This window comes from Acinetobacter sp. TYF_19, assembly GCF_043105125.1.
GTDB lineage: Bacteria > Pseudomonadota > Gammaproteobacteria > Pseudomonadales > Moraxellaceae > Acinetobacter > Acinetobacter johnsonii.
Genome location: NZ_JBICLH010000060.1, coordinates 1 through 22,327 on the forward strand (window position 1 = coordinate 1; position 22,327 = coordinate 22,327).

The window sequence follows — 22,327 nt, forward strand, 5'->3', positions numbered from 1 at the left end:
GCTCAATTAGGGGCGCTTTGCATTTCAAATCTTTGTGCAACAAAGCCGTATTGAATCACAAAGTAGTTTTGTTCAAATCCCAATTCAGGATTTGAAATGGTGTACGTCATTATAGCAGAACATTATACTTAAAAATAATTGTAATACTATAACATTGCAACTATTTCCATGTGATATTAATAATCACCTTAACCTCATTATAGCTCAATTTTTAATTTGTATTTTTGCTTAGGACTCTTAGGCTTATCAGGAAGAGTGCGTTCAACCACACCAGCTTCTAATGCTGGAGTTAAATAATTTTTTTGGAATGTTGCTCGGTGGGACAAGTCTAATAGAGCCATCAGCTCAGTTAGGCTATATTCCTTCTGCTCCATATTCTGGATGAGACGTTTAACTTGATCGCTAACTTGTACGCTAGCTTGAGCGGTATCTTGATCGCTGGCATCAGAACTGAGTATTGCATCTAGAATCATCTGCAAAATAAACTCAATAAAAGGTGCAGAATCTGAACGATCTGTGCTCGCTTGCAATGCATCATAATAAGCTTTTTGGTTTTGATAAATCAGGCTTTCTACAGGGATATTGAGAAAAATTGGATTCCACTGGCTTAAGATCAAAGTTTGCCATAAACGCCCCATCCGCCCATTGCCATCAGCAAATGGGTGTATAAACTCAAACTCGTAATGAAATACTGAACTCTGAATTAATGGGTGTTCATTGCCATCAACCAACCACTGCAATAGCTCTCCCATCAAACGGTGAATTTGATTTGCAGGCGGAGCCATATGTACGACTCGATCCCCTGACATCACACCAACACCGCCATGGCAATACTGTCCAACCTCATCAATCAGTCCTGTCATCAATATTTGATGTGCTTTCAGCAAATGAGATTCTTGATCAGGATTCCAATTTTGAATTTCTTCATATGCCTTTAGGGCGTTACGCACCTCTTGAACTTCTTTAGGTGGAGCAATAATGGTCTTGCCATTCAGGATCGCTGTGATTTGCTCTGTACTCAAGGTATTCCCTTCAATTGCTAAAGACCCTTGAATCGTTCGAATACGATTGGCTTTTCGCAATTTAAGGCTATCTTGGATTTGGGTTAATGCAGTCAAACGCCCTATTGATTCACTAATTTGTGCAATCAAGTGAATAATTTTAGAGGTGATCGTATAAGGCGGTTGATATTTCATGCCATTCCTAATTGATGTAAAAACAAAGCACAGTTGATTAAACTCTAAAATATTAATATTTCATAGCTTAGTGAGTAATATCGACTACAAGCATGCTGTTTTTTTCTATCCTGAAACAGTGAGATAACTAATCAGTTATTCTTTTAAATTCTACTTTGCTTTATCTTTATTTTAAATATACGCAGGAAATTGCATTGTTCAAAGTTATTGATGGGTTAAAAAACAAGCTTGATCAGAAGCGACCTCTTTCTGACCTTATGTCTAAAAATTTACAAGAATATCTTATTCTGCATTGGACATACCATTCTAATGCAATCGAAGGTAATGCACTAAGACTGCTAGAAACCAAAGTCGTTTTAGAAGGCATCGCTGTAGGTGGTAAAAAAAAAGATCACTTCGAGGTAATTAATCATAGAGATGCGATCTACTACGTTGAGGATATCATCAAAAAAGAAGAGCCTTTTTCTGAGTGGCAAATTTGCAATATCCATCAATTGATTTTAAAAAATATCGATGATGACAATGCTGGACGCTATCGCCAGCAAAATGTACTCATTTCAGGTACTACTAACACGCCGCCAGATTACACATTACTGAATGATAAAATGGCTCAATTAGTAGATTGGTATAATACACAAGCAGATCTAATGCATCCAATTGAACGAGCTGCAAAAGTATATGCAGACTTCGTAGGCATACATCCTTTTATTGATGGTAATGGATGCACATCACGACTTCTGCTGAATCTTGAATTACTAAAAGCTGGCTATCCGCCTTGTGTAATTACTGTAGAAAATTACTTGGCTTACCATGAAGCTCTTGATCAGTGGATGGCATATGGTAAGACTAAGCCTTTTATACAATTGGTCGCAGATGCTGTACTAGAAGGATTTAAGCCTTATCAGGTTGTAATCGGTTTATAAGCCACATCATAATCACCTGAAGTGCACCTATGATCAAATTCATCCAACCCTTAGCGACATAGACAACAATTTCATTAAAAATTTGATGCCTATGCCACCTATAAATTATGCTTATAAATCCCTTACATAATTTTCCGTCGCAAACATCTGATTACGGAATTGATTAATATCATAACCGCCTAACATTCCTTTCGCATATTCATGTTTAAGTAAATGAATATCAGATTCAATTTTTTGATGATAGGTTTTAAGTAGTTCAAAACGTACAGTATCTTGAATTTGTTTACTTAAGCGTAAAATTTCAACCTGTAAGGCATCCTGATTTTTCTTGTTTTGGAAATAAGCAAACCCACTACCCAAAACAGCTCCACAAACTACAACAGGTAATGCGATAGCACTCATTGCAGCGCCCATTGTCACTGCTGCCGCATTTGCACCAAGTACCGCTGTATAACCTGCAGCCATAGTACCAGCTACACCAGCAAACACGGTTGCTTTCATTGTTGTGTCTATCACATCATACGTTTCATTCAGTTCAGGTTTTACATCATAATCAAACATTGCATATGTTTGCTGTAAAAGTAATTCTTCATTTGATCTAAACTCAGTGAAACGTTGCTTACTTTTTTGTTGGATGTTCGTCACTAATGATTTCATGGATGAAATATAATAAGGTTGTACATGATCATGAATAGTATAAATTTGCTGATTAACAATTTGATCTAAGACTGATTCTTCCATCGCCTGTACTTTGCTAAATGGATTAGCCAAAGTATTTTTTAGATTTTCCATTTTCGTCTGAGTAGCAGGATCATTTTGCTGATGTCCCAAAAGAATAGCTTTAATTTGCTGTTGTAATGCCGAGTTTTGACAAATCTCTGTACATTCGCTATCTACTTGAGAATTAATCTCAGATATCAGCATTTCTTTTTCAAACTCTAAATCCTGATCAAAAGCAGATAGATCTGTTAATTTATGTTGCATCTGTCGAATAATTGATTCATGCACGGCTTTTTCAGCATAGTGTAAAGCCTCTAATGATGATTCGACACTGTCTTTCTTAACATCCTTTGCTTTATGGCTTACTTGTTCTTTGAGATACGTTTTAAATTCCTCAAAATATTCAAAGTACTCATCATTTTGTTGGCTAGAATGCGCAGATAATGCAAAAACTTCAGTAAAATACTCACCTGCATGACGATTAACGTATTTTATTAGACGTTCTGGGCTAGTATCCACTTCATCTATTTTACTAATAACAGCAATAATAGGTTTACCGAGTTGAGCAAGATTTTCAACTTCTTGCATAATATCCGTTTGGCCTAAATGGTTTGCATTTAAGACCCAAAGAGCAATATCAACATCTTCAAGTACATTACGTGTTAATTGGGCATTTTGTTCAGTGACCGTTGCTAGTCCTGGTGAATCTATCAGTAATAACTCACGAAAATCATGTTTCCTAGTTCGCACCTTCACGTACGCAATATCCTTTGCTTTTTCAAGGTTTTCTTGGTTCGTGATACTTAGAACTGACTGAACTTGATCAAACGGAATTTTTTCGCTAAGACCATTATGATATTCGATACTAGCAGTATCTTCTTGTCCATAGCCAATTTCCCATAAACTAGCAGTTGCTTCTAGAATATTGGTCGGTGAGATTTGTTGTCCAACCAAGATATTAATAAGTGATGACTTTCCAGCTTTAACCTCACCAATAACAAATACTTTAAGTGTTTGTTGTAAATTCTCAATAATATGTTGCAAACGACTAGAGTGAGTCTCGACATCAAATTGAAATAATAGGTGCAATGGTTGGTGTATACGTAAAGGTGAGGTGAACATCTTATTTTGAAATTGCAAACATTTAGTTAAAGTATTCAATTATGGATTTCCTAATATAAAATCTTGAAAATTAACTCGATCAAATTTTTCATACTTCATTCTTTCTAAATCATGAAAAATATTATAAATTTCAGAACATTGAGTTCTTGGTAAATATAAATGACTAAATTCCTGATTTAGATGATCAATTAAAATCTTTTGATGTTGCTCAAATAGTTTATCAATGAATTTTTTAATACTTGTTTGGCAATCGTTTGTGATAGTTTCTAGTTGTTGATTGAAACCTTCTTTTGCTTTATCAACACGGCGACTTTTACTCCACAAAAAGCCAATAGCAGCTGCAGCTATCCCAATAGGACCTAATAGGAGCATTGCAACTCCAGCAGCTGCGCCACCAATCATAATGCCTTCAGCATCAGAACCACTAAAGTCAATTTCTTTATTTTTATAAATTTCAGTTTGATGATTATTCGCCAAAATCGTCGATGGTTTTAATTGACTAATCAAACTAAATCTTTCAAAAGATTGACTAATGTGTTGCTGCTGCTGTAGACCATATTTTATTAAATCAGCTGATTTGTCACGCTGAAATTTTGACAGCATAGCTTGTAACTCATCAATGATAAAAATTTCTTTCTGAACAAAAGAAGGTTTATCTGCTTCATTTTCCAATTCGGTATATGCTTGTGCATGAGCATAAATATTATTTTGGACTTTTTGACTATAGCTGTTAAATGTTGAGGTCCAATCTTTACTATACTGTTCCTTCAAGCGTTTCAAATCATTGATTATTTTTTTATGATAACTATCATAAGTTTCAATGTCATTTTCAAAACGTTGCAGGAATGACTCACTGTCTTGTAAATGCGTTTCAATCAGGCCTACAAAATTTCTTGCTTTACCTTCAATTCGAATACTAAAAGCATTGTCATAGAAAAACTTCTGAATTTTGTTGAGCAACTCTAAATATCCAGATTGATTGATCAGTACTTGATCTTGATTCTTCTGTCCTTGAAGTGCCTCTTTTGCAGAACAAGGTAAGACATCTAGAAAATAGCCATCAAAAATTTGTTTGGCCGAGTTTATAACACCAGAAACAGCTTGCTCTCCACCCGAAGAGCGAACTTTATCAATTTGGCTCAACACAGCAAGCATATTTTCACTTTTTTGGCCAACATGATTTAAACTTTCAGCTAATTGATCCAATACTTGTTTGGGTTTATTTGCCGAAAGTGTTGTACTATCCAATAACCATAAAATCCCATCTGCCTGATGATAAAAATCACCGACGTGCTCACCATGCTTACCGTTATGGCTCTGCCATAGCCCAGGAGTATCCACAATACTAAACTGGTGTAAAATGGAATGATCAGGTAAGTCTGGTAAACCCCACTGAATTTCTTTTATATCAGAGCGATACAGTAATTTTTCTTCAAGTTCTTCCCGTAGCTTTTTCTTTTCCTCAATAGCGTTTAAAGTCTTAGATAACTGACGAAATTGTTTCTCTACTTCATCCTCACTGTCTTCACGCTTAAGCTCTTCTTGTTCAATGATTTTTTTTGCATCATCAATACTTAACTTTTTTTCTTGCCCACTTCGATATTTAATGACTGCTTGAGTAGCAGATGGCGCTGCGTAGAAAAAGTCGGTTTTCCATGTCTTTGGTAAAACATCAACATCAGCAACTTTACTACCCACAAGCAAGTTTAATAAAGATGATTTACCTACTTTACCCATACCCATGACATACAGTACAAATGGGTGATTCATTGATTCACGGAGTAACTGCAACTTAGTTATTAGTTCTTGTAAACAAGTAACTTGTTTAGTTAATAAATTTTCATCATGGAGTTTTTGCTGTTGAAGTTGCTGAATAAAACCTTTTATGACCGCAATACGTTGATCTAAAAATAAAAATAGAGAATCCTTATCCTTTAAATTTTTTTCAGCATTTAATTCATTGGCAATTGTATTATGAAATTGATTCCATAATTCAAAGGATCTGGTTTGCACAGATGAGTTCATTTTATATTCCTGATCACTTAACCAATAAAATGAAAACTAATAGTGCTAACATTCCCCAAATACAGTTTTGTTGCAGAGTTAAACGCTTTTCTAGTTTTTGTTCTTGTTGACTTAGTTGAGTATTTACACTTGTATTCAAACGTTCACCAAAGGTTTCCATTTTTGTCATCAAGCTTGCTGCATTTTGTATTGAATTTGTCTTTAATGCACTATGAGCCTCTTGGACTGTCTGCACATTAGCATTAACCTGTTGCTCTAATTGGCTTTGCAAGGTCTCCATTTGTAGAATTAATGAGTGTTGTAACTGGTCTAATTTTTTTTCAGCTTGTGAAATTTTTTGATTAATTTCATTCTCAGTTTTATTCAATCCTTGTGAGTACTGTTGATTACTAAGATTGAGCTGCTTTATTAAACCATCTAGACCTTGTGTAAATTTTTCTAGTTGAACTGCCACAACAGCAGCTTTTTCAAGTGCTGGTAATGTTTCCAATAGATCCTTTTGAATAGGATTGATGACATCATTTAAGATTTTTTGTGTTGCTTCAGCAGCTACAGAATCTAGTAATTCATGCTTATTTTTAATTTCAGTGGAATGTTGCTGCAATTTTTCTACAACTTGTTGGGCACCAGAAACAGCTTGAGCAGCTTGAGATAATTCAGGGCTAAGTTCTGTCAATTGTAACATCACAGGATGAATAGTTTGATCTAAAATATGATGAGTTGTCGTCTCTACAATTTTCTGCATATCAACATATTGTTGTTCTAATTGAAGAGCATATTGCTGAATCTTACTAATTTCTTTTTGTGATTCAAAAAGTGTTTTACTTAGTGGTTCCACACATTGCTCTATAACTCCAGAAGAAGTGGTATTCACAAGTTCGACAAATTGTTGGTATAAGGGATTATTAACTTGAGTGTTCATAATAAGATCCTATTATCATCATGAAGATTGAGATAGTTTTAAGCCATCTCGGGGTGTAATTTCTGGGTTTAAAGCGTAATATTGATAAAGTTCGAGTTCTTTATTTAAAAGCTGTAAATGCTTTTTTAATTTAGGATGATAAAACTGATTGGAATTTTCGAGACAAATCCAACCTGCTTGTACTTGATGAGCATAGCTCTGATTTATCAATTGCTTTAAATAAGATTCCAACTCATTAAATCGATTTAATTTTTGTTCATGTAAGAATTGGAAATGTAATAATAAAATTTCCTCATCCTTATTTGAGTGTTCATGATTTAAAGCGGGTATATGATATGCCTTTAAATCTTCTTCATACAACTTGTGCCGTATCGGCAAAATTTCTTTTACAAAAAGCTTAGCTAATTCAATCAACTGATACGAAACTTTCTTTGCTTGTGCTACGACATAAGGTTTGAGTAATTGATCTGATTGTGCTGAAGCGAAGATATTCCCAAGAAAAGCACCCACAGCACCACCAACCATGGCTCCTATAGGACCTGCTATGATCGCACCGCCCCAAAAAGCAATATTTTTACCAACCAAGACTCCAGAAACTTTTGCACTAGTATCAACTATAGTGTGTAAAGCTGCATCCTTAGCTTCGTAACCTCCATGTTCATATAAATGATAATGGCGTTTAGACGATACGAACAGAGCAAGAAATGGTGTTAATACACTCTCTTGCATTGAACCAAATTGATCTAAATAAGTGACAGAATCTGCTAGAACCGTCTGTACTGTTTCATGTGATAAATCATAATCAATAATGACATTTGGATGATCTTTAAAATATTCTGCCATTTCACTATTAATAATGACTGGGATATCAGGATGATTGTTTAAGTGTTGTTGAATATAACTTTCACTAGTAGTGCACTTCACTTGCATTGGTTGACCATCTACAAGTAAGTCATATCCCATTTGATTCGCTTTTTCAGGAAACACAACATGATGACCTTGAGCTTTTAAATGTTCAGCCACTTGCTGCTCAGCAACATAACCAGATAGGCGTGTAAGTGCACCATCACTCAAAGTACTTGCCTTATCCTGCAAATCAAAAAAATTAGTTGGATAACCTGCTGAGGAAAATCCTAATGCTTGTAATACTTCCGGTTGAATCTGAGAATAGTTCCATAAACTAAAAGCAGAGATGATTCCTGCTTGAAGTACACTATCATTAACTTTTAATTGTTTATTTAGCACATAATGTAATCGCTCATTCAGATGATGATGAACATTAAAATATTTCTTAACCTCATCAGGTGAGAGACCTAGCGGAGTAGATCTCACTAAATCGTTATAATAAGGAAGTTCAGCATTCCCTCCAAAAAATTTATTTGATGTATTATAACTTAATCGTTGTAAACCACCCAATAATTGAGATGTTGCACTCGGACTTGGAAGTGATTTAAAACTATATTGAGTCAATTTTTCATTAATTAGAGTTTGGTACTGTTCATACTGACTATTGTTATGGGAAGAGTATTGATAGTTTAAACTTTGAGCCAGCTCTATATCTTTAACATTATAAGAATATTGTCCATCTCTTTGAATTAGAAGATATATAAAACTTCCCAAAGCTTCCATATGCTGTTCTATTTTATGGCGTTTAGTACGTTCAATATTTATTTTTTGATAGAAGATAGCTTTACTGTATAGCTTATTTTGTGTAAGAGCTTTAATCAGATAATCAATAAGTTTTGTGTTTTCATAAACACTCACCATTGAATCGAGAATTTTTTCAGAGCCATTTAAAAAACCACGTCCCTCAAGAATAGAAGCAATATACTCATATTCATATATTTGTAAAATATAGTATTTTAAGGCCTGTAAACACCATTGTTCAGCCCAGCCATTTTTTTTACTTATTTGATTAACTATATGGCTTCGATGCTGATTTTCTAATAAACAAAAAATAATATTATGTAATAAGATACAAGCTTCAGCATTGTTTCCAGGATTAGGGAAATGCCAAATTTTGCATTCTTCCAATAAACCTACTTTTTCATATTGTTCCCATTGATTTGAAATTTCTTTTTGTGAGAAAAGAAGCATCATTTCTACAATACTTAGATTGTTTCGATTACGATTAAAAATCAACCATCTTTTTTTTAGTTCTTCAATAGCAAGCATATAATCATTTACAAATATACATATCTTAAAATATACATCAATTTATTAAAAAAAACTTATCTTTTATATACTTATATTGAATTTTATTTTTAGGAGGGATTACCGTAGCAAGTTCAACATCAGCTAAACCAGTGCAATCAGATTTCAAATATTCAATCATCTCCAATTTAAATAAGCCACTCACTGACTCAGCCAATGGATTGTCGTATGAGTCACCCGTTGTACCAACTGATGTCTGGTATTGGCTGCGTCTAATCGATTTGTACAACGAATAGGCAAGTAATCTAAGCCTCTGTCGCTAAGATGAATCACATTTTCAGGCATACCACAACTATGAATTGCCTGTTCAAATGCTTCCAGAACCATATCCATAGGGCTTATTCATTTGGAAACTATATTGCTGAATAAGCCGTCATGAATAGGTTTGTGCAACAAAGCCTTAAAAAGTGATAATAGATTTGACTGACTATTACGCTGCTCCCTATACAGCATTTTTTACTTTAACCCAATTCACTATCTCATTTTGAGCGTTATTGAAAAGGCTTAAGGGATCAATATCCTGGTTCAATTCCAGTAACTGTTCCTTGCCATGCTGATCTCGGCCATAAAACTCAGCCAAAAATTGATCCTGAGAAAATTTAATTTTTAAAGTTCCATTGTTCCAATTTTTGAGTAAAACAGCTGGTTTATCAATACTGTTTGCAACGTATTCATAATCGAGAATCGCATTCGCATCATTTATTTTATTATCTAGACCTTGTTGCTGTAGCTCTAAATATAAGACATAACTTCTGAGTTCCGCATGTGCACCATTCATCTGTCTAGAACTCAGTAAATAAATTTCATCATGGTTTATAAAACGAATTTGATATTTTTGACAGTAGCCAATCGCTTCAGGATGCTTGATAAAATAAATTCGCCAGTCATCAACTTGAAATCCGTAGTTTTCGATAATGTCATCTAAACTATCCACATTAAAATCTGCAGGAAGCTCATCCAGTAATCGCTGGAGTATTTGTCGTTTATTAACATTATCAAAGACTTTACGCCAATTTTCGTTCCTATGACGTACTGTTCTATATACTTTTCGACAGAAAGTTCTGTTCGCCCCATCTTTGGCTAGATAATTATCAAAACTCAATAAACTTCGTTGCAGACGATATTGATCATCATCTAAAAACTCTTTGGAAAAGAGTTTAAACGCTTTATCGGCATAGTTTTTAAATGTTTCTGGACAGACTTTTTGACTATCTTCATGTCTACTAAACTTAATTAAGAAATCAATTTGTCCATAAAAATAGTCATGTTGCTCGTAAGGCTTAAATAAGGACTTCCATTTTTCATCTTCCAAAATTAATTTTGATTTTTCAATTTCATGTAGAAGATGATGGTCCTCAAAAGCTATTTCAAATGTTTTAAATTCTTGCGAATCTTTTTGTAAAACAGCTAGTTTTTCCAGTACTTCCTCCTTACCAATATATGCCGCTAAACTATTTAAAACATGAATTACTTTGACCAAATTGCTTTCAGCATTGTAGTAACCCTTCGCATTATTTACGAGTCTTGTACTGATGTTAAACCAGTCACTAAATTGTTCGGGTTGATCAATGTGATGAACATAAAAGTATAGAATAGCAAAGTGGGCCTGGTCTAAATATGAACTTGTTCCAGACTTGAACAGTTGCTTGAGTATCGTTTCAATCTCTAATTCCTCGTTATGATGAATTAGCAAATTAAATAATCGTGAAATATTCTTTAGGATTTCTTTTAGACTTCCATCAGAACCTTTTAAGATTCTTTTATATTCTTCACTTGATACAAATAAGTTCTTTCTTAATCGGCTTAACAATGATTTTTCATCAGCTTCAGGTGTAGGATCTGATGATTGTTCAGACTGCTGTTTATTCTTATGGTCAATGTCTTCATTTCTGCAAAAATGACATAGCAATACTGATTTAAAAACTTGCATAAACATGAAATCGAAATCAAATACTTCATTCTTTTCCCTAGAATCCTCAAATTTGCATTTCAAATTCCATAAAAAATCAGTCCACTCCCGATCCAGTTTGGAGAAAAAATCTTTTCTGACTTGGGCATCAATTTCATCTTCGGTATATCCTTGCAGCCAAGCTTTAAAGTTTTCAAACTCTGTTAATTGCACACCACGAGCATTCATTTTGATATAAAGCTCATCCGTTAATGCAAAGTCATCCATACGCAAAAAGTAAAATGTCAGTACTTGATGTGTGACCAAGTTGTCCCACATTTGTGCAGCATTGTAGGGTTGTGAATTCTGCTCTTTCGCGTGGAATTGCAAATCTATTTCGTCCAGCATTTCCAATATAGATTGTACAGTCGGGTCTTTTTTCCAAATCGAAAAATACCACTCTTCATTCTCAATCCGTTCCGACAGCTTCTTCGTGTGGTCATGATCCCAAATACACTTTAAATTGGATGCTTTCTCAAGCAAACTTTTTATAAAGTCTCTTGAACTGGTACGAGTCTCATAGCTAAATCGCAGTAGTTTTTCTTGTATAGTTTTATCTAGAATCACATCAGATTTCCAGGCTAAATACCAATGCAGCAAAAACAAGGTTGTTAATCGCTGCTGACCGTCCAGAAGTTTTAGCTGCTCATCGACAACAGCACCGTAAATAAAGTCCAAATCAGATTTATGACTATTTTGATTTATCTTTTCCAATAAATGCTGGATAAAAGTTTTTCTGATTTGTTCAATCTTAAGATCATCCTTACGGCCTTGCGCATAATCTCGCTGAATGATCGGTACGATAATTTTAAATTCTTCTACTAAACGCCAGAATGTATATTGACTGCTCATGCTTTGCCCCCAAAATCTAAACCATATCCTTTGAAACATTCCAGCCATTGGGCTTTATAATTGCTGCGGTCGATCTCATCCCATTTGTACATTTGGCTAACATCATCACTAAAATATTTTGAAAAGACCTGTTGCGTAGCTAAAGGAATAAATTTTCCCTGATGTTCTTTCTCAAACTTGCCTTTATTTTCGAAATCCACAATACGTTGCCGTTTAGTCAGGAAGATCTGATTTCCGATAGATCGGTTCACTGATGCTGGCAATAGGCATAAATTGTCAAGTGTTTGAATTGCTTCTTTAACGTCACCAACAATTTTGGACAGCTCGTCAAGATATTCTTTTTTAAGTGATTCTGTATCGGCTAGCTCTACAGCTAAAGCTTGCTGATAAGCAATCAGTTTGGTATCCAACAATCCTTTATAAGACTCCGGTACAGCCGCGATAATGGCTTTTTGCTCATTTAGCCAGATTTCCCTTTGTGCATCACTTGGTAGATCCAAGCTTTGTTGTGCATGAATATGCTCAATATCCCACTGACAATTGTTATAGGCTCTAAAAGAAAACCTGGTTTTATGTTTCTCATTAATATAAATATTAAATAGCATCAGCAAACCAATAATTCTTGGTCTTTGACTAGATGAAAGATAATCCACTTTAGTAAAATCTAACCGTGTACTATCTTTATTAACCTTAAATAATCGTTCAAGATAATCTCTCTGAATATGTGATTTTAAGATTTGAACAAATTGATCTCGTTTCGCTTCTTTGGACTCCTGCCAGAGTACGTTAATGGTTTTAATTTTCTGCCCAATGATAAAGCCAATCAAATGATATAGTTGATCCTCTTTAAACCACTCCATTAAACGATGAAAACCCTGCAGCACTTTTGTCCACTGCTCTTCTATTTGGCAACTCGATGCATTTTTGAGTTGATTCGCAAAATAGAGAAATGTCTTATTGTTTAATTGCTGTTTTTCTTTACTTTCTTCCGCCAGCAAATCAAAAATTAGCTCAATACGGGTATGTTTATTGGTTCCTTTATGCGGGCTTAAAAATGCCCAAAACTCATCATCCTGCAGTGTCTGTTCAATTAAGTCCCATTGGCTAGCCATTTCAAATTGTTTTTGTTTGGCAATCTCTGGGTGATTATAAGCTTTTATTACTCTTTGTAGAAAAAGTGCTTTTATTAGCTCTGCATCCGTAAGGGCAATTTTGCCCTGATTGAGTCGAGTAAAGATTTCAATCGAATGCTGTTGGCTATCCTTGTTGTGATCACTGCGTACCATGTACCAAATGACTTTTGTTTTGTGGAGCAGCTTATCACGCCATATATCCTTTTTTTCTTGTGACTTCGTTTTAAACCAATCATGAACAATTTTATAAGCTTGATAGAAATAGTGGTTGTCAATATGACTAAACTTAGGTGCTTGTTCAGTATAGTTGAGTTGAACCAAGCCATTTAAGAATTGTGAACTTTCTTGTCGAGTTTCATAACGCAAAGTGAAATAGGGTTTATTTAATAAATGAGTAAGAATGATGAAAATAGTGGTCATGCGTTGCTGACCATCAATTAATTCCCAAAAAACAGTTTCTTTGCCTTCATGCTGTATAGGTTTGCGTTTAACCACGACAGGCTGTAAGCAATAGAATTCATTCACGTCTTTTGGCTCAAATTCATCAATGTCATTCAGTAGGGCTTCGACTTGTTGAGGTTTCCACTTATAACCACGCTGATAACTATCGACAAAAAAATTACGTCCATCCAGTTTTGCAATAGCTTTAAGTTCCAGGCTATTTTCTCTTGTCTTTAGATTCTCGATAATACCGCTTAGTGAAGTTTCAGCAATATCGGTTAAATCCGGATTTTCATGGAGTAAATTTTTAATTTGTATAAGTAACTGTTCTGTATTCATCATTTGCCCTCCTCGTAGATATTCTAAAAGATTAATTTCTCATAGCTTATTGATAGGACTTCCCGTAACCACACGTGCCTCATATATAAAGTATTAGATGCTCTACAGTAAATCTGATTGAAATTCTATTTTCTATAACTTTACGTTGAATGTTTACATGGAAAACTATACTCGAAGCATTTGAGGTAAATTCAAAATGAAGTTATCTCATGTCTAGGTTACTGAGAGCAGTCCATCGCAAGACTGAAGTTTCTATTCAACGGGCTTCAGATGCAGTACTAGAAGGGTTTAAACCTTATCAAATGGTTTTGGGTTTTTAAAAGTATATTCGATCAATCACTCTAGCTGGTCCAGCTGCTTACATGCGATCAAATTAAGATGTACAAACTGTTCCCAAGAAATTTTTTGGTTAAAGTGTTGCTCATAATAGGTATCTACTCGACATACTTCTGGACGATTTTCGTAAATTTTACATAAATGTGAATTCAAATCATGGTGATAGCAAATACCATCACCACGATCTAAAAACTTCGTCAATTCTGATAAATTAACGTGCCTACAACAGGCTCCACACTGAGTACATGGAAAATCTATCAATTTCTAACCAATCCTAATAACCAATTTTGCGTACTTTCAGCATTTCCCATTTCGAATGGAAGTTTGATTTCCTGTTTCTCTATTTCTTGCTTTAAAAGTATATTACGTTCCAACTCAGAGTTAGAGTTTGTAAGTTGTTCTGTAAACTTTGAGATTTCATCAATATTTAATCCAAACTCTAATTGAGTCAATTCGAGAATATAGTGATCTAACTCTTTATTAATTTCTTTGAAATTATTTAAGACTTTTTCATATTTAGTTTTAATTCGATCTAAATAAGCCCAAAAATTCTGCATTATTTCACTTTGTTCAATGAAATAATTTAAAGTCAGAATTACAATACCACTTGTCAAAGCACTCACAAAGTCGACAACTAAACTTCCTAAAGGCAGTGAGTTCAGAGCAGCTAAACTTTCATGTATCAGCATACCTATGATTAAACCAATACTTGCTGAAAGGATTTTGAAAGTTGCTTTAGTTAATTCACCAGTAGATAAGTTCTCTGGATTAAAGAATGCCATCTTCATGATTTTTATCAAGTTTAACCAACTCTCTCTTATAATTTTTCCCCAAAGCTTTGTTGTTGTAAGAAAAATATTCAATACCGTTGTTGAAAGACTTGCAAAAATACCTGTAATTGTTGCATCCCGAAAACTAGAAACTACATCCTTAAACCGGTGCTTTACACGTTCAATAATATTTAAAACCGTGTCTTTTAAATCATCTAAAAAGTTTTTAACTCTAAATTCAACTGTTTTATACTTCGCGTATATAGATGGAATTACAGCTTTTATTTCAAACCAAATTTCAGCAAGAATAAGTCCCAATGTCTCCCTTAAGCCCATTTTTAAACCAGTAATCCCAGCAGATGTTAAACTTGCCTGAAAAAACTTGGTACTTTGATAATAACTATTAATCTGCTTCTCAGTTTCAGCTCTTGCCTTTTGATCAACTTTTTTCATGGATTCGCTATCAACTTGTTTAAGCTCATCCAATGATTGCTGTTTTTTTCTAATTTTATCTTGGACTTGCTGAAGCTCATGCCGTTCTTGTGGTGTAGATTGCGGCATTCCCTCAAGCGCTTGATTTAACTTACTTAGTTCAATTTCACGATTATTAATTGTTTCGGGTAAATTATCTAGAAACTTATCAACCGAATGTTGTTTTTTAGTTCTATTTATACTGCTAGTTGTTGACGATAAATTTGAGTCCTGATTAGCTAATGCTACTCCATCCAGTTCAGCTAGCATTCTTCCAGCATCATTATGAATCTCATGCGCTGATATAACATGATCCAAATCACGGTTTTGGCCTTTGGATAGATTTTTATCTTTACGATAGTTATCTTTCAAAGCTCCATTTTCTTGTGCTTGTTTATCATTCCGCCCTTTTTGAATATAATTATGATGTTGATGATAAGCAGTGGAATCATATTTTTCACGATTCTCATACTTTTTCTTTTCTGCTTCTGTTGCCCATATGCCTTGTCTGACATTATTAATAGTATCAACATCTCCACCTTTTTTATCTTCAAATAATAAAAAGTCAAGACCAAAAGTTGTTACTAAGCTTTTTGTCACTACTTGGCTGATTTCATCTGACCAATCAAATGTTTTTACTGACATATATATCCCTCAAAGAATAGTCCTTAAGTTTTTAAGAACTTAAGGACTGTTTAATGTTTTTTATAAGTTGGTATTTGAACCATTAAAACCTTCATGGGTCTGTTTTAATGCATTCTCTAAGCCATCGACATCAAGAACTTGCATCCCAGAATCATCAACTAAAATCTCAGGATTCCCATCTTTATCAGTAAATACATCACCATGTACATTTCGTTTTACTTTAAACAAAGGCGTTGAAATTAAGTTAGCCATTATCGCAGCTAAGCTCATACCATTTTGGATATACATATTTGTATCTTTTGAAATGCTAATAATTTTTTGCTCATCACCAGTTTTAACAATTTCATTAATTTCTTTCAGCTTTTCAAAATATAAAGTAAATACTTGATAGATTTTATTTAATTCTGCATTAATGCGATCTGAATATTTTTTAACTTTAATCAATTGAGCTTGTGCCATTGCCATTTTTGACACAGCATTATCTACTTCATCTTCTACATTTTTAGCATTTTTTAATGCTTTAGAACCATGAATAGCATATGCAATTCCAGCAACAGCTAAAACAGGTGCCACTACCGCTCCCCCTAAAACCATTGCACCACCAGCCATTCCCCAACCACCAGCAGCAAGAGAACCTCCACCTATAGCAGCCATAGTTGCATTATATGCAGCTACGCCAGATAGTGATGCTATAGAAGTCCCCGTTGAAGCGGCTCCGAGTGCCATAACCCCTCCATAAACTGCAAAACCTGCCGCAGCGCCTGATACTCCGCCACCAATTGCTGTTTTTAAGTAGTCAGTTGCTGTTATTGCCACCTCTTTAATCTGATTCAACTTATGCTGAGGAATTTGTATTTTCGTATTACTGTATTTTTGAAAGTTGTTATTTTTTAAGATTTCTTCCACTAAACGGTCAAATTTATCAAAATCAGATCCAATTTTAAGTTCCAACTCTCCTAAAATTTCCAAAGATTTACTGGTTTGATTATTCACTTCGTCAAAATATTCTTTTTTATTTTTATATTTTTTTTGTGCTGTCTCAATAAGATCATCAGCAAGATTTTTATCCTGGTGCCCATCATAAGCTTTTTTAGCACCAATAGCGGTAGCTGCAGCTGCAGCTCCAATCAAAATAAATGGTAATGGCATAACTTTTCACCCTTTGCTTGTTTTATAAAAATGTATTACGTAAGGCTTTGTTGCATAAATATGTAAGCATCTGATTTAAATAAATTTAATTTTAGATCAAAAAATAATCAAAACTTTTAAAATCATATAGTTATGAAATCTTTGTGCAACAAAGCCATTACGTAATAAAATAAGTCTGATACAGCTTTTTTATTACTCCAGTCTAAGATATTTCTTCAGTCCACTTTCTAATTTATGTTGTAACTCTAATGGTTGAACAACTTTAATATTTGGAAGCCAAAAACGTATTAATGGAAATAACTGCATATCATGATTAATTTTCGAAGAAACTAGCAGCTCACCACTTCCTAATTCTCTTACAATTTTTTGCTCAGGAAGTATTGATCGTTGCTTAAAATAAAAAGCTACCGAACTGTCAACAGATAAAATAATTTCCTGTTTATCCTGTCCAAACCAAATGCTGTCATCATTCTCCACTAGCTTTACTATGCTTTGATCTGGAGTAAATTGAGAATATTCATGTGGAGTGTGCATAAGCTGAATATGTGAAATTCTATAAGTCCGTAATTGTTCTTTTCTTACTGCTGCTAGATACCAACTACCATGATGGTTAATTAGGCGATATGGTTGAACCAATCGAGATTCACCTTTATATAAAAAACCTATTTGTTTATGTTCTAAAATTGCTTGGCTTACTTTTTTGAATATATCAATGAATTGAGTCGAATCTTCAAAAGAATACCCTTTGGAACTATAAACTTGATTTGCACGGCTATCCAAAAGCTCTCTCAAAAATGACATATCTAGATTAGGATAAAGATCACTTATGCCTGAGAGCTGAGCAAAATTACGAATATCTTTATGACTAATTTTTCCTAAATAATTCTGTTCTAAATAGTATTTCTTGGTTATTTCGTCTTGTTGTAAAGGAAGATAACTCCCCAAACGATCAAAATCTCGGATAATTGTTCGGTTATTAACTCCAAATTTTTCAGCTAACTCTTTAGAGCTCAAATGAGAACCTATATTTAACATGGTCAAAATATTAGCCAAACGATCAGCTAATCGCTCATGAGTAGAACTATTTTGTTTCATCAATCAATCTCAGGCGCTTACTGCTTATACTTTTTGTAAAGATATGTTGTAATTATTACACAATAAATCCACAATTGTATAAACAATTCATATTTAAAAAATAAAATCTAAGCTTTTAAAGCTAAGAATTCTTAAAGTACAGATTTTCAAGATAAGATTCCATATGAAGTGCTGCCACATAGGCAACTCTCAACTGATTGGTTTTTATTTTATTAGTAATTAATTCTCTAAATACTCTAACCAATGCATTAGCTTTTTTTTGATCTGAATATGGCCCAGAATTAATTTTCATATGAACTGCCCTTGACTTAAATTTTTACAGTACGTTATTAACAGGAATGAATTAAAAATCCCATAAAGCAAATTTATGTGGGTTAGTGGACAGGTTGTGTCATAGTTTTTATTCTTTATCTTAAGTTATTAAATTTTTTCAATGTAATTTAAATTCTCATCTTTGCTGATGGAGATGGTGTCAATTGAACTCAACTCCTAAGCTATTGATTTAGTGAACCATAAAGCCAATAGCATTTTTCCTGTACCCATTTTTTACCCAAATTAGATTTAGTGCATTGAATCACAAAATTTATTTTGTTCAAATCCATTAACAGGATTTGAAATGGTGTCCCGATTTTAACACGTACGCATTCAATATTAAAAGATATGTTATAACATTACTTTTTTATATTTGTTTTTTTCATGTATCATTCAAGAGTACAACTTCAGGGTGAAAGTTATGTTTGACAATATAGATGCTTTAAAAACAAAATTAGATCAGCATCGTCCTCTTTCTCCTGCAATTGTAAAAAATCTACAAGAAGATCTTATTGTTCGCTGGACATATCATTCAAATGCAATTGAAGGCAATACACTGACATTGCTAGAAACAAAAGTGGTTTTGGAAGGCATTACCGTTGGTGGAAAAACATTACGAGAACATTTCGAGGCAATTAACCATAGAAATGCGATCTATTATGTTGAAGATATTATTCGTAAAGAAGAACCTTTTTCTGAATGGCAGATTCGTAATATCCATCAACTCATTCTAAAAAATATCGATGATGACAATGCAGGACGTTATCGCCAACAAAACGTGTTGATTTCAGGTGCTACGACTAACCCACCCGACTATACACTGTTGAATGATAAAATGGCTCAGCTTGTCGATTGGTACAATACTGAGGCACATAAGCTACATCCTATTGAACGTGCAGCTAAAGTACATGCAGACTTTGTAGGCATTCATCCATTTATTGATGGGAATGGTCGTACATCACGCTTATTGATGAATCTCGAATTACTTAAAGCTGGATATCCGCCTTGTGTGATTACAGTAGAAAATCGTTTGGCTTACTATGAAGCTTTAGATCAATGGATGGCTTATGGTAAAACTGAAGCATTTATCCAATTAGTTTCTGAGGCTGTGCTTAATGGATTTAAATCATATCAAGTTGTATTGGGGATTTAAATTTATTCTGATCCTAGACAGTATCATGGACAATCGATCCCTCTAAATTCTTAAAATAATTCTGTTCAAAAGCTTCAGGGCTTAACCAGCCATTTGCAGAATGCCGTCTAATTCGATTGGGCTTTATTGCACAAAGCTGTTCTTAAGGGCTTCTTCGGCAATATAATTTCCAAATGAAGAAGCCTACACACAAAATCTATCGCACAACCAATTGGCCCGCATATAACCGAGCTCTCATTAATCGTGGGAATATTGCCATTTGGTTCGATCCAAAAACACAATGGTATGTACAACCACAAGGCAAACATGGTCGAAATCAAACTTACTCTGACACCGCTATTCAATGCTGTTTAATGATGAAATCTCTATTCAGACTCTCTTTACGTATGGTCACAGGTTTTGTTCAGAGCCTGATTAAACTTTGCGGGTTAGATTGGGCAGCTCCAGATTACACCACGCTTTGTAGAAGACAAAAGCATATTGATATTTCGATTAATTATCAGAAAAGTAACGATGGACTTCACCTACTCGTGGACTCCACTGGTTTGAAGTTTTTAGGTGAAGGTGAATGGAAACGAAAGAAACATCAGCCTGAATATCGTCGCCAATGGAGAAAACTTCATATTGGGATAGATGCTGAAACTCTGCAAATACGTGCTATTCAGCTTACTGAACCGTACCGGGTTTGTCGGAGACTCAGTATTCTGAGAGAATGTTCCGATGACCAAATTAAAATATACCCCTGAAATCAGAGAAAGAGCGGTTCAATTATTGATTGAATCTGAAAAAGACTATCCATCTAATTGGGCTGCGATCACAGCTATTGCGCCTAAGATTGGTTGTACTCCTGAAACACTTCGTGCTTGGCATCAAAAGCATTTAGATGAGCAAAATCCTATCAAAGTACAACAGATCTCTGATCAAGAAAAAATGAAGTAAATGGAACGTGAAATCAAAGAATTAAAGCGTGCCAATGAAATTCTGCGTAAAGCAGCCGCTTTTTTCGCCCAGGCGGAGCTCGACCGCCCACACAAATAATGATGGATTTTATCCATAATAATAAAGAGCCGTACGGAGTCGAGGCGATTTGTAGGATTTTACCTATCGCACCTTCAACTTATTACCGGACTCTAGATCTCTGCGATGAGAAGCATTGCTTCGCAAGGGAACATCGAGCGAAACGAGATCTACATGATCAACATCATGCTGAACAGATTAAACGTATTTGGAAAGAAAGTTCAGGTCGTTATGGTGTGCGCAAAGTCTGGCAAAAACTAAGACACGAAGGCTATGTTATTGCACGTTGTACAGTTGCTCGATTGATGCAACAGCTAGGTATACAAGGTGTTTGGCGTGGTAAGAATAAACAAACAACGCGTAGCCGAGATGATCAAAAATCAGCAGATGATTTAGTAAAACGCAATTTTAAAGCTGATCATCCTGATCACTTGTGGGTGGCCGACTTCACGTATATTCAAACCAATTCAGGCTGGGTCTATACCGCATTTATTATTGATGTGTTCTCACGAGCAATTGTTGGATGGAAAGTATCAACACGGATGAATACCGACATGGTGCTCGCTGCACTTGAGCAGGCATTGCATGATCGAGGAATGCCAAATAACGTGATTCATCATAGTGACAGAGGCGTACAGTATCTTTCAATTCGCTATACCAACCGTTTAGAAGCAGCGAATTTACGAGCATCAGTCGGCACTACGGGGGATTCATACGATAATGCATTGGCTGAAACAGTGAATGGGTTGTACAAAACAGAGGTGATTGAATATTTAAAAGCAGATTGGCGTGGTTTGGGTGATATACAACTTGCCACATTAAATTTGGTAGATTGGTTCAATAAAGAACGTATACATAGTTCACTAGGTTATGTATCACCTTTTGATTTTGAAGCGATGTACTATGATAAAATTAACCCGTTAGGTCAGGTGGCCTAACTTAAACAAAAAGTCTCCGACAAACCCGGTACGGTTCATACAATAAACAACGTAAGTGATTCACAGGTACTTGGTGACTTACTCGATCAAATTCCACAAGATGAGCAGATTGACTCTGTTTATACCGATGGAGCTTATGACACAAAGCACTGCCGACAAGTCATTTCAGATCTAGATGCACATGCGGTGATTCCACTTAGAAAAAATGCGAAGCCATGGAAAGATAAAAAGACCAGCTCGCTAGAGCGAAATGAATTACTTCGTACTGTTAAACATATAGGTAGGACGCTATGGAAAAAATGGACAGGATATCATCGTCGAAGTTTGGTTGAAACCAAGATGTATTGCATCAAATTATTAGGCGATTAATTAACAGCAAGGAGTTTTCCAAGTCAGGTGAATGAGATTCGTGCACGTGTGGCCGTCTTGAATAGATTCACAGAATTAGGTCGCCCTCATACCCAAGTTGTCTCTTAAATTTGGAATACTTGGGATAGTTTTATCTTCCTAATCTTTATGCAACAAAGCCTTTTACAACCTCCAATGGTACTATTATTTTTAAAGGAAGTTAATAATATTCATATCTGTTTCTAAAATTACAGTTTA

At 34.7% G+C, this 22,327-nt stretch carries 13 protein-coding genes, 4 pseudogenes and 1 other annotated feature; of the genes and pseudogenes, 5 read left to right on the top strand and 12 right to left on the bottom strand.

Annotated elements, in window-relative coordinates:
* Nucleotides 1-197: 197 nt before the first annotated feature.
* Nucleotides 198-1,196, bottom strand: coding sequence for a Fic family protein (locus ACF8FD_RS07420; RefSeq protein WP_205667046.1), 999 nt, complete (start codon nucleotides 1,194-1,196; stop codon nucleotides 198-200).
* Between the two features lie 194 nt (nucleotides 1,197-1,390).
* Here ACF8FD_RS07420 and ACF8FD_RS07425 point away from each other — a divergent pair, with 194 nt between their 5' ends.
* Nucleotides 1,391-2,119: a Fic family protein gene (locus ACF8FD_RS07425; protein ID WP_205667047.1), complete on the top strand. Its 729-nt coding sequence runs from the start codon at nucleotides 1,391-1,393 to the stop codon at nucleotides 2,117-2,119.
* A gap of 111 nt (nucleotides 2,120-2,230) precedes the next feature.
* On the opposite strand, the gene ACF8FD_RS07430 is transcribed toward ACF8FD_RS07425, so the two are convergent.
* From ACF8FD_RS07430 to ACF8FD_RS07480, 11 genes and pseudogenes are all read right to left on the bottom strand, one after another.
* Nucleotides 2,231-4,000: a dynamin family protein gene (locus ACF8FD_RS07430; RefSeq protein ID WP_205667048.1), complete on the bottom strand. Its 1,770-nt coding sequence runs from the start codon at nucleotides 3,998-4,000 to the stop codon at nucleotides 2,231-2,233.
* Nucleotides 4,001-5,986, bottom strand: coding sequence for a dynamin family protein (locus ACF8FD_RS07435; RefSeq protein ID WP_205667049.1), 1,986 nt, complete (start codon nucleotides 5,984-5,986; stop codon nucleotides 4,001-4,003). It lies immediately after the preceding gene.
* A 13-nt stretch (nucleotides 5,987-5,999) separates the two neighbouring features.
* On the bottom strand, nucleotides 6,000-6,908 hold the full coding sequence (locus tag ACF8FD_RS07440; protein WP_148826612.1) for a hypothetical protein: 909 nt from the start codon (nucleotides 6,906-6,908) through the stop codon (nucleotides 6,000-6,002).
* 18 nt (nucleotides 6,909-6,926) lie between these two features.
* Nucleotides 6,927-9,083, bottom strand: coding sequence for a hypothetical protein (locus ACF8FD_RS07445; RefSeq protein ID WP_392453301.1), 2,157 nt, complete (start codon nucleotides 9,081-9,083; stop codon nucleotides 6,927-6,929).
* Nucleotides 9,084-9,183: 100 nt separating this feature from the next.
* Nucleotides 9,184-9,452: pseudogene (locus tag ACF8FD_RS07450) on the bottom strand (IS3 family transposase); the annotation flags it as partial.
* A gap of 112 nt (nucleotides 9,453-9,564) precedes the next feature.
* Nucleotides 9,565-11,922, bottom strand: coding sequence for a DUF262 domain-containing protein (locus ACF8FD_RS07455; RefSeq protein ID WP_205667051.1), 2,358 nt, complete (start codon nucleotides 11,920-11,922; stop codon nucleotides 9,565-9,567).
* Complete coding sequence (locus ACF8FD_RS07460) at nucleotides 11,919-13,838, bottom strand: DUF262 domain-containing protein (RefSeq protein WP_205667052.1); 1,920 nt, start codon at nucleotides 13,836-13,838, stop codon at nucleotides 11,919-11,921. Before ACF8FD_RS07460 ends, ACF8FD_RS07455 begins: the two co-directional genes overlap by 4 nt.
* 333 nt (nucleotides 13,839-14,171) lie before the next feature.
* Complete coding sequence (locus tag ACF8FD_RS07465; RefSeq protein WP_205667053.1) at nucleotides 14,172-14,432, bottom strand: YkgJ family cysteine cluster protein; 261 nt, start codon at nucleotides 14,430-14,432, stop codon at nucleotides 14,172-14,174.
* A complete protein-coding gene (locus ACF8FD_RS07470) occupies nucleotides 14,429-16,057 on the bottom strand; it encodes a DNA repair protein (protein WP_205667054.1) in 1,629 nt (542 codons plus the stop codon). Before ACF8FD_RS07470 ends, ACF8FD_RS07465 begins: the two co-directional genes overlap by 4 nt.
* A gap of 60 nt (nucleotides 16,058-16,117) precedes the next feature.
* Nucleotides 16,118-17,206 carry a chemotaxis protein gene (locus tag ACF8FD_RS07475; protein WP_205667055.1) on the bottom strand — a complete coding sequence of 363 codons (1,089 nt, stop codon included), beginning with the start codon at nucleotides 17,204-17,206 and terminating at the stop codon, nucleotides 16,118-16,120.
* A 192-nt stretch (nucleotides 17,207-17,398) separates the two neighbouring features.
* Nucleotides 17,399-18,301, bottom strand: coding sequence for a YafY family protein (locus ACF8FD_RS07480; protein WP_104221975.1), 903 nt, complete (start codon nucleotides 18,299-18,301; stop codon nucleotides 17,399-17,401).
* A gap of 733 nt (nucleotides 18,302-19,034) precedes the next feature.
* Between ACF8FD_RS07480 and ACF8FD_RS07485 the strand changes: the two genes are divergently transcribed.
* The 4 genes and pseudogenes from ACF8FD_RS07485 to ACF8FD_RS07500 form a co-directional block, all read left to right on the top strand.
* The gene (locus ACF8FD_RS07485) at nucleotides 19,035-19,766 is read left to right on the top strand and encodes a Fic family protein (protein WP_205667056.1); all 732 of its coding nucleotides are present in this window, start codon (nucleotides 19,035-19,037) and stop codon (nucleotides 19,764-19,766) included.
* 173 nt (nucleotides 19,767-19,939) lie between these two features.
* Nucleotides 19,940-20,437, top strand: a pseudogene (locus ACF8FD_RS07490) (IS5 family transposase); the annotation flags it as partial.
* A 49-nt stretch (nucleotides 20,438-20,486) separates the two neighbouring features.
* A pseudogene (locus ACF8FD_RS07495) lies at nucleotides 20,487-21,721 on the top strand (IS3 family transposase).
* Nucleotides 20,762-20,878, top strand: a sequence feature (AL1L pseudoknot). Its footprint overlaps the pseudogene before it by 117 nt.
* A 39-nt stretch (nucleotides 21,722-21,760) precedes the next feature.
* Nucleotides 21,761-22,198 (top strand): annotated as a pseudogene (locus tag ACF8FD_RS07500) (IS5 family transposase); the annotation flags it as partial.
* Nucleotides 22,199-22,327: the final 129 nt, after the last annotated feature.

Excerpts from the sequence above, each read along its gene's own strand:
- ACF8FD_RS07420 (WP_205667046.1), bottom strand. The coding sequence starts at position 1,196 with ATGAAATATCAACCGCCTTATACGATCACCTCTAAAATTATTCACTTG.
- ACF8FD_RS07435 (WP_205667049.1), bottom strand. The coding sequence starts at position 5,986 with ATGAACTCATCTGTGCAAACCAGATCCTTTGAATTATGGAATCAATTT.
- ACF8FD_RS07440 (WP_148826612.1), bottom strand. The coding sequence starts at position 6,908 with ATGAACACTCAAGTTAATAATCCCTTATACCAACAATTTGTCGAACTT.
- ACF8FD_RS07445 (WP_392453301.1), bottom strand. The coding sequence starts at position 9,083 with ATGCTTGCTATTGAAGAACTAAAAAAAAGATGGTTGATTTTTAATCGT.
- ACF8FD_RS07455 (WP_205667051.1), bottom strand. The coding sequence starts at position 11,922 with ATGAGCAGTCAATATACATTCTGGCGTTTAGTAGAAGAATTTAAAATT.
- ACF8FD_RS07460 (WP_205667052.1), bottom strand. The coding sequence starts at position 13,838 with ATGATGAATACAGAACAGTTACTTATACAAATTAAAAATTTACTCCAT.
- ACF8FD_RS07470 (WP_205667054.1), bottom strand. The coding sequence starts at position 16,057 with ATGTCAGTAAAAACATTTGATTGGTCAGATGAAATCAGCCAAGTAGTG.
- ACF8FD_RS07475 (WP_205667055.1), bottom strand. The coding sequence starts at position 17,206 with ATGCCATTACCATTTATTTTGATTGGAGCTGCAGCTGCAGCTACCGCT.
- ACF8FD_RS07480 (WP_104221975.1), bottom strand. The coding sequence starts at position 18,301 with ATGAAACAAAATAGTTCTACTCATGAGCGATTAGCTGATCGTTTGGCT.
- ACF8FD_RS07485 (WP_205667056.1), top strand. The coding sequence starts at position 19,035 with ATGTTTGACAATATAGATGCTTTAAAAACAAAATTAGATCAGCATCGT.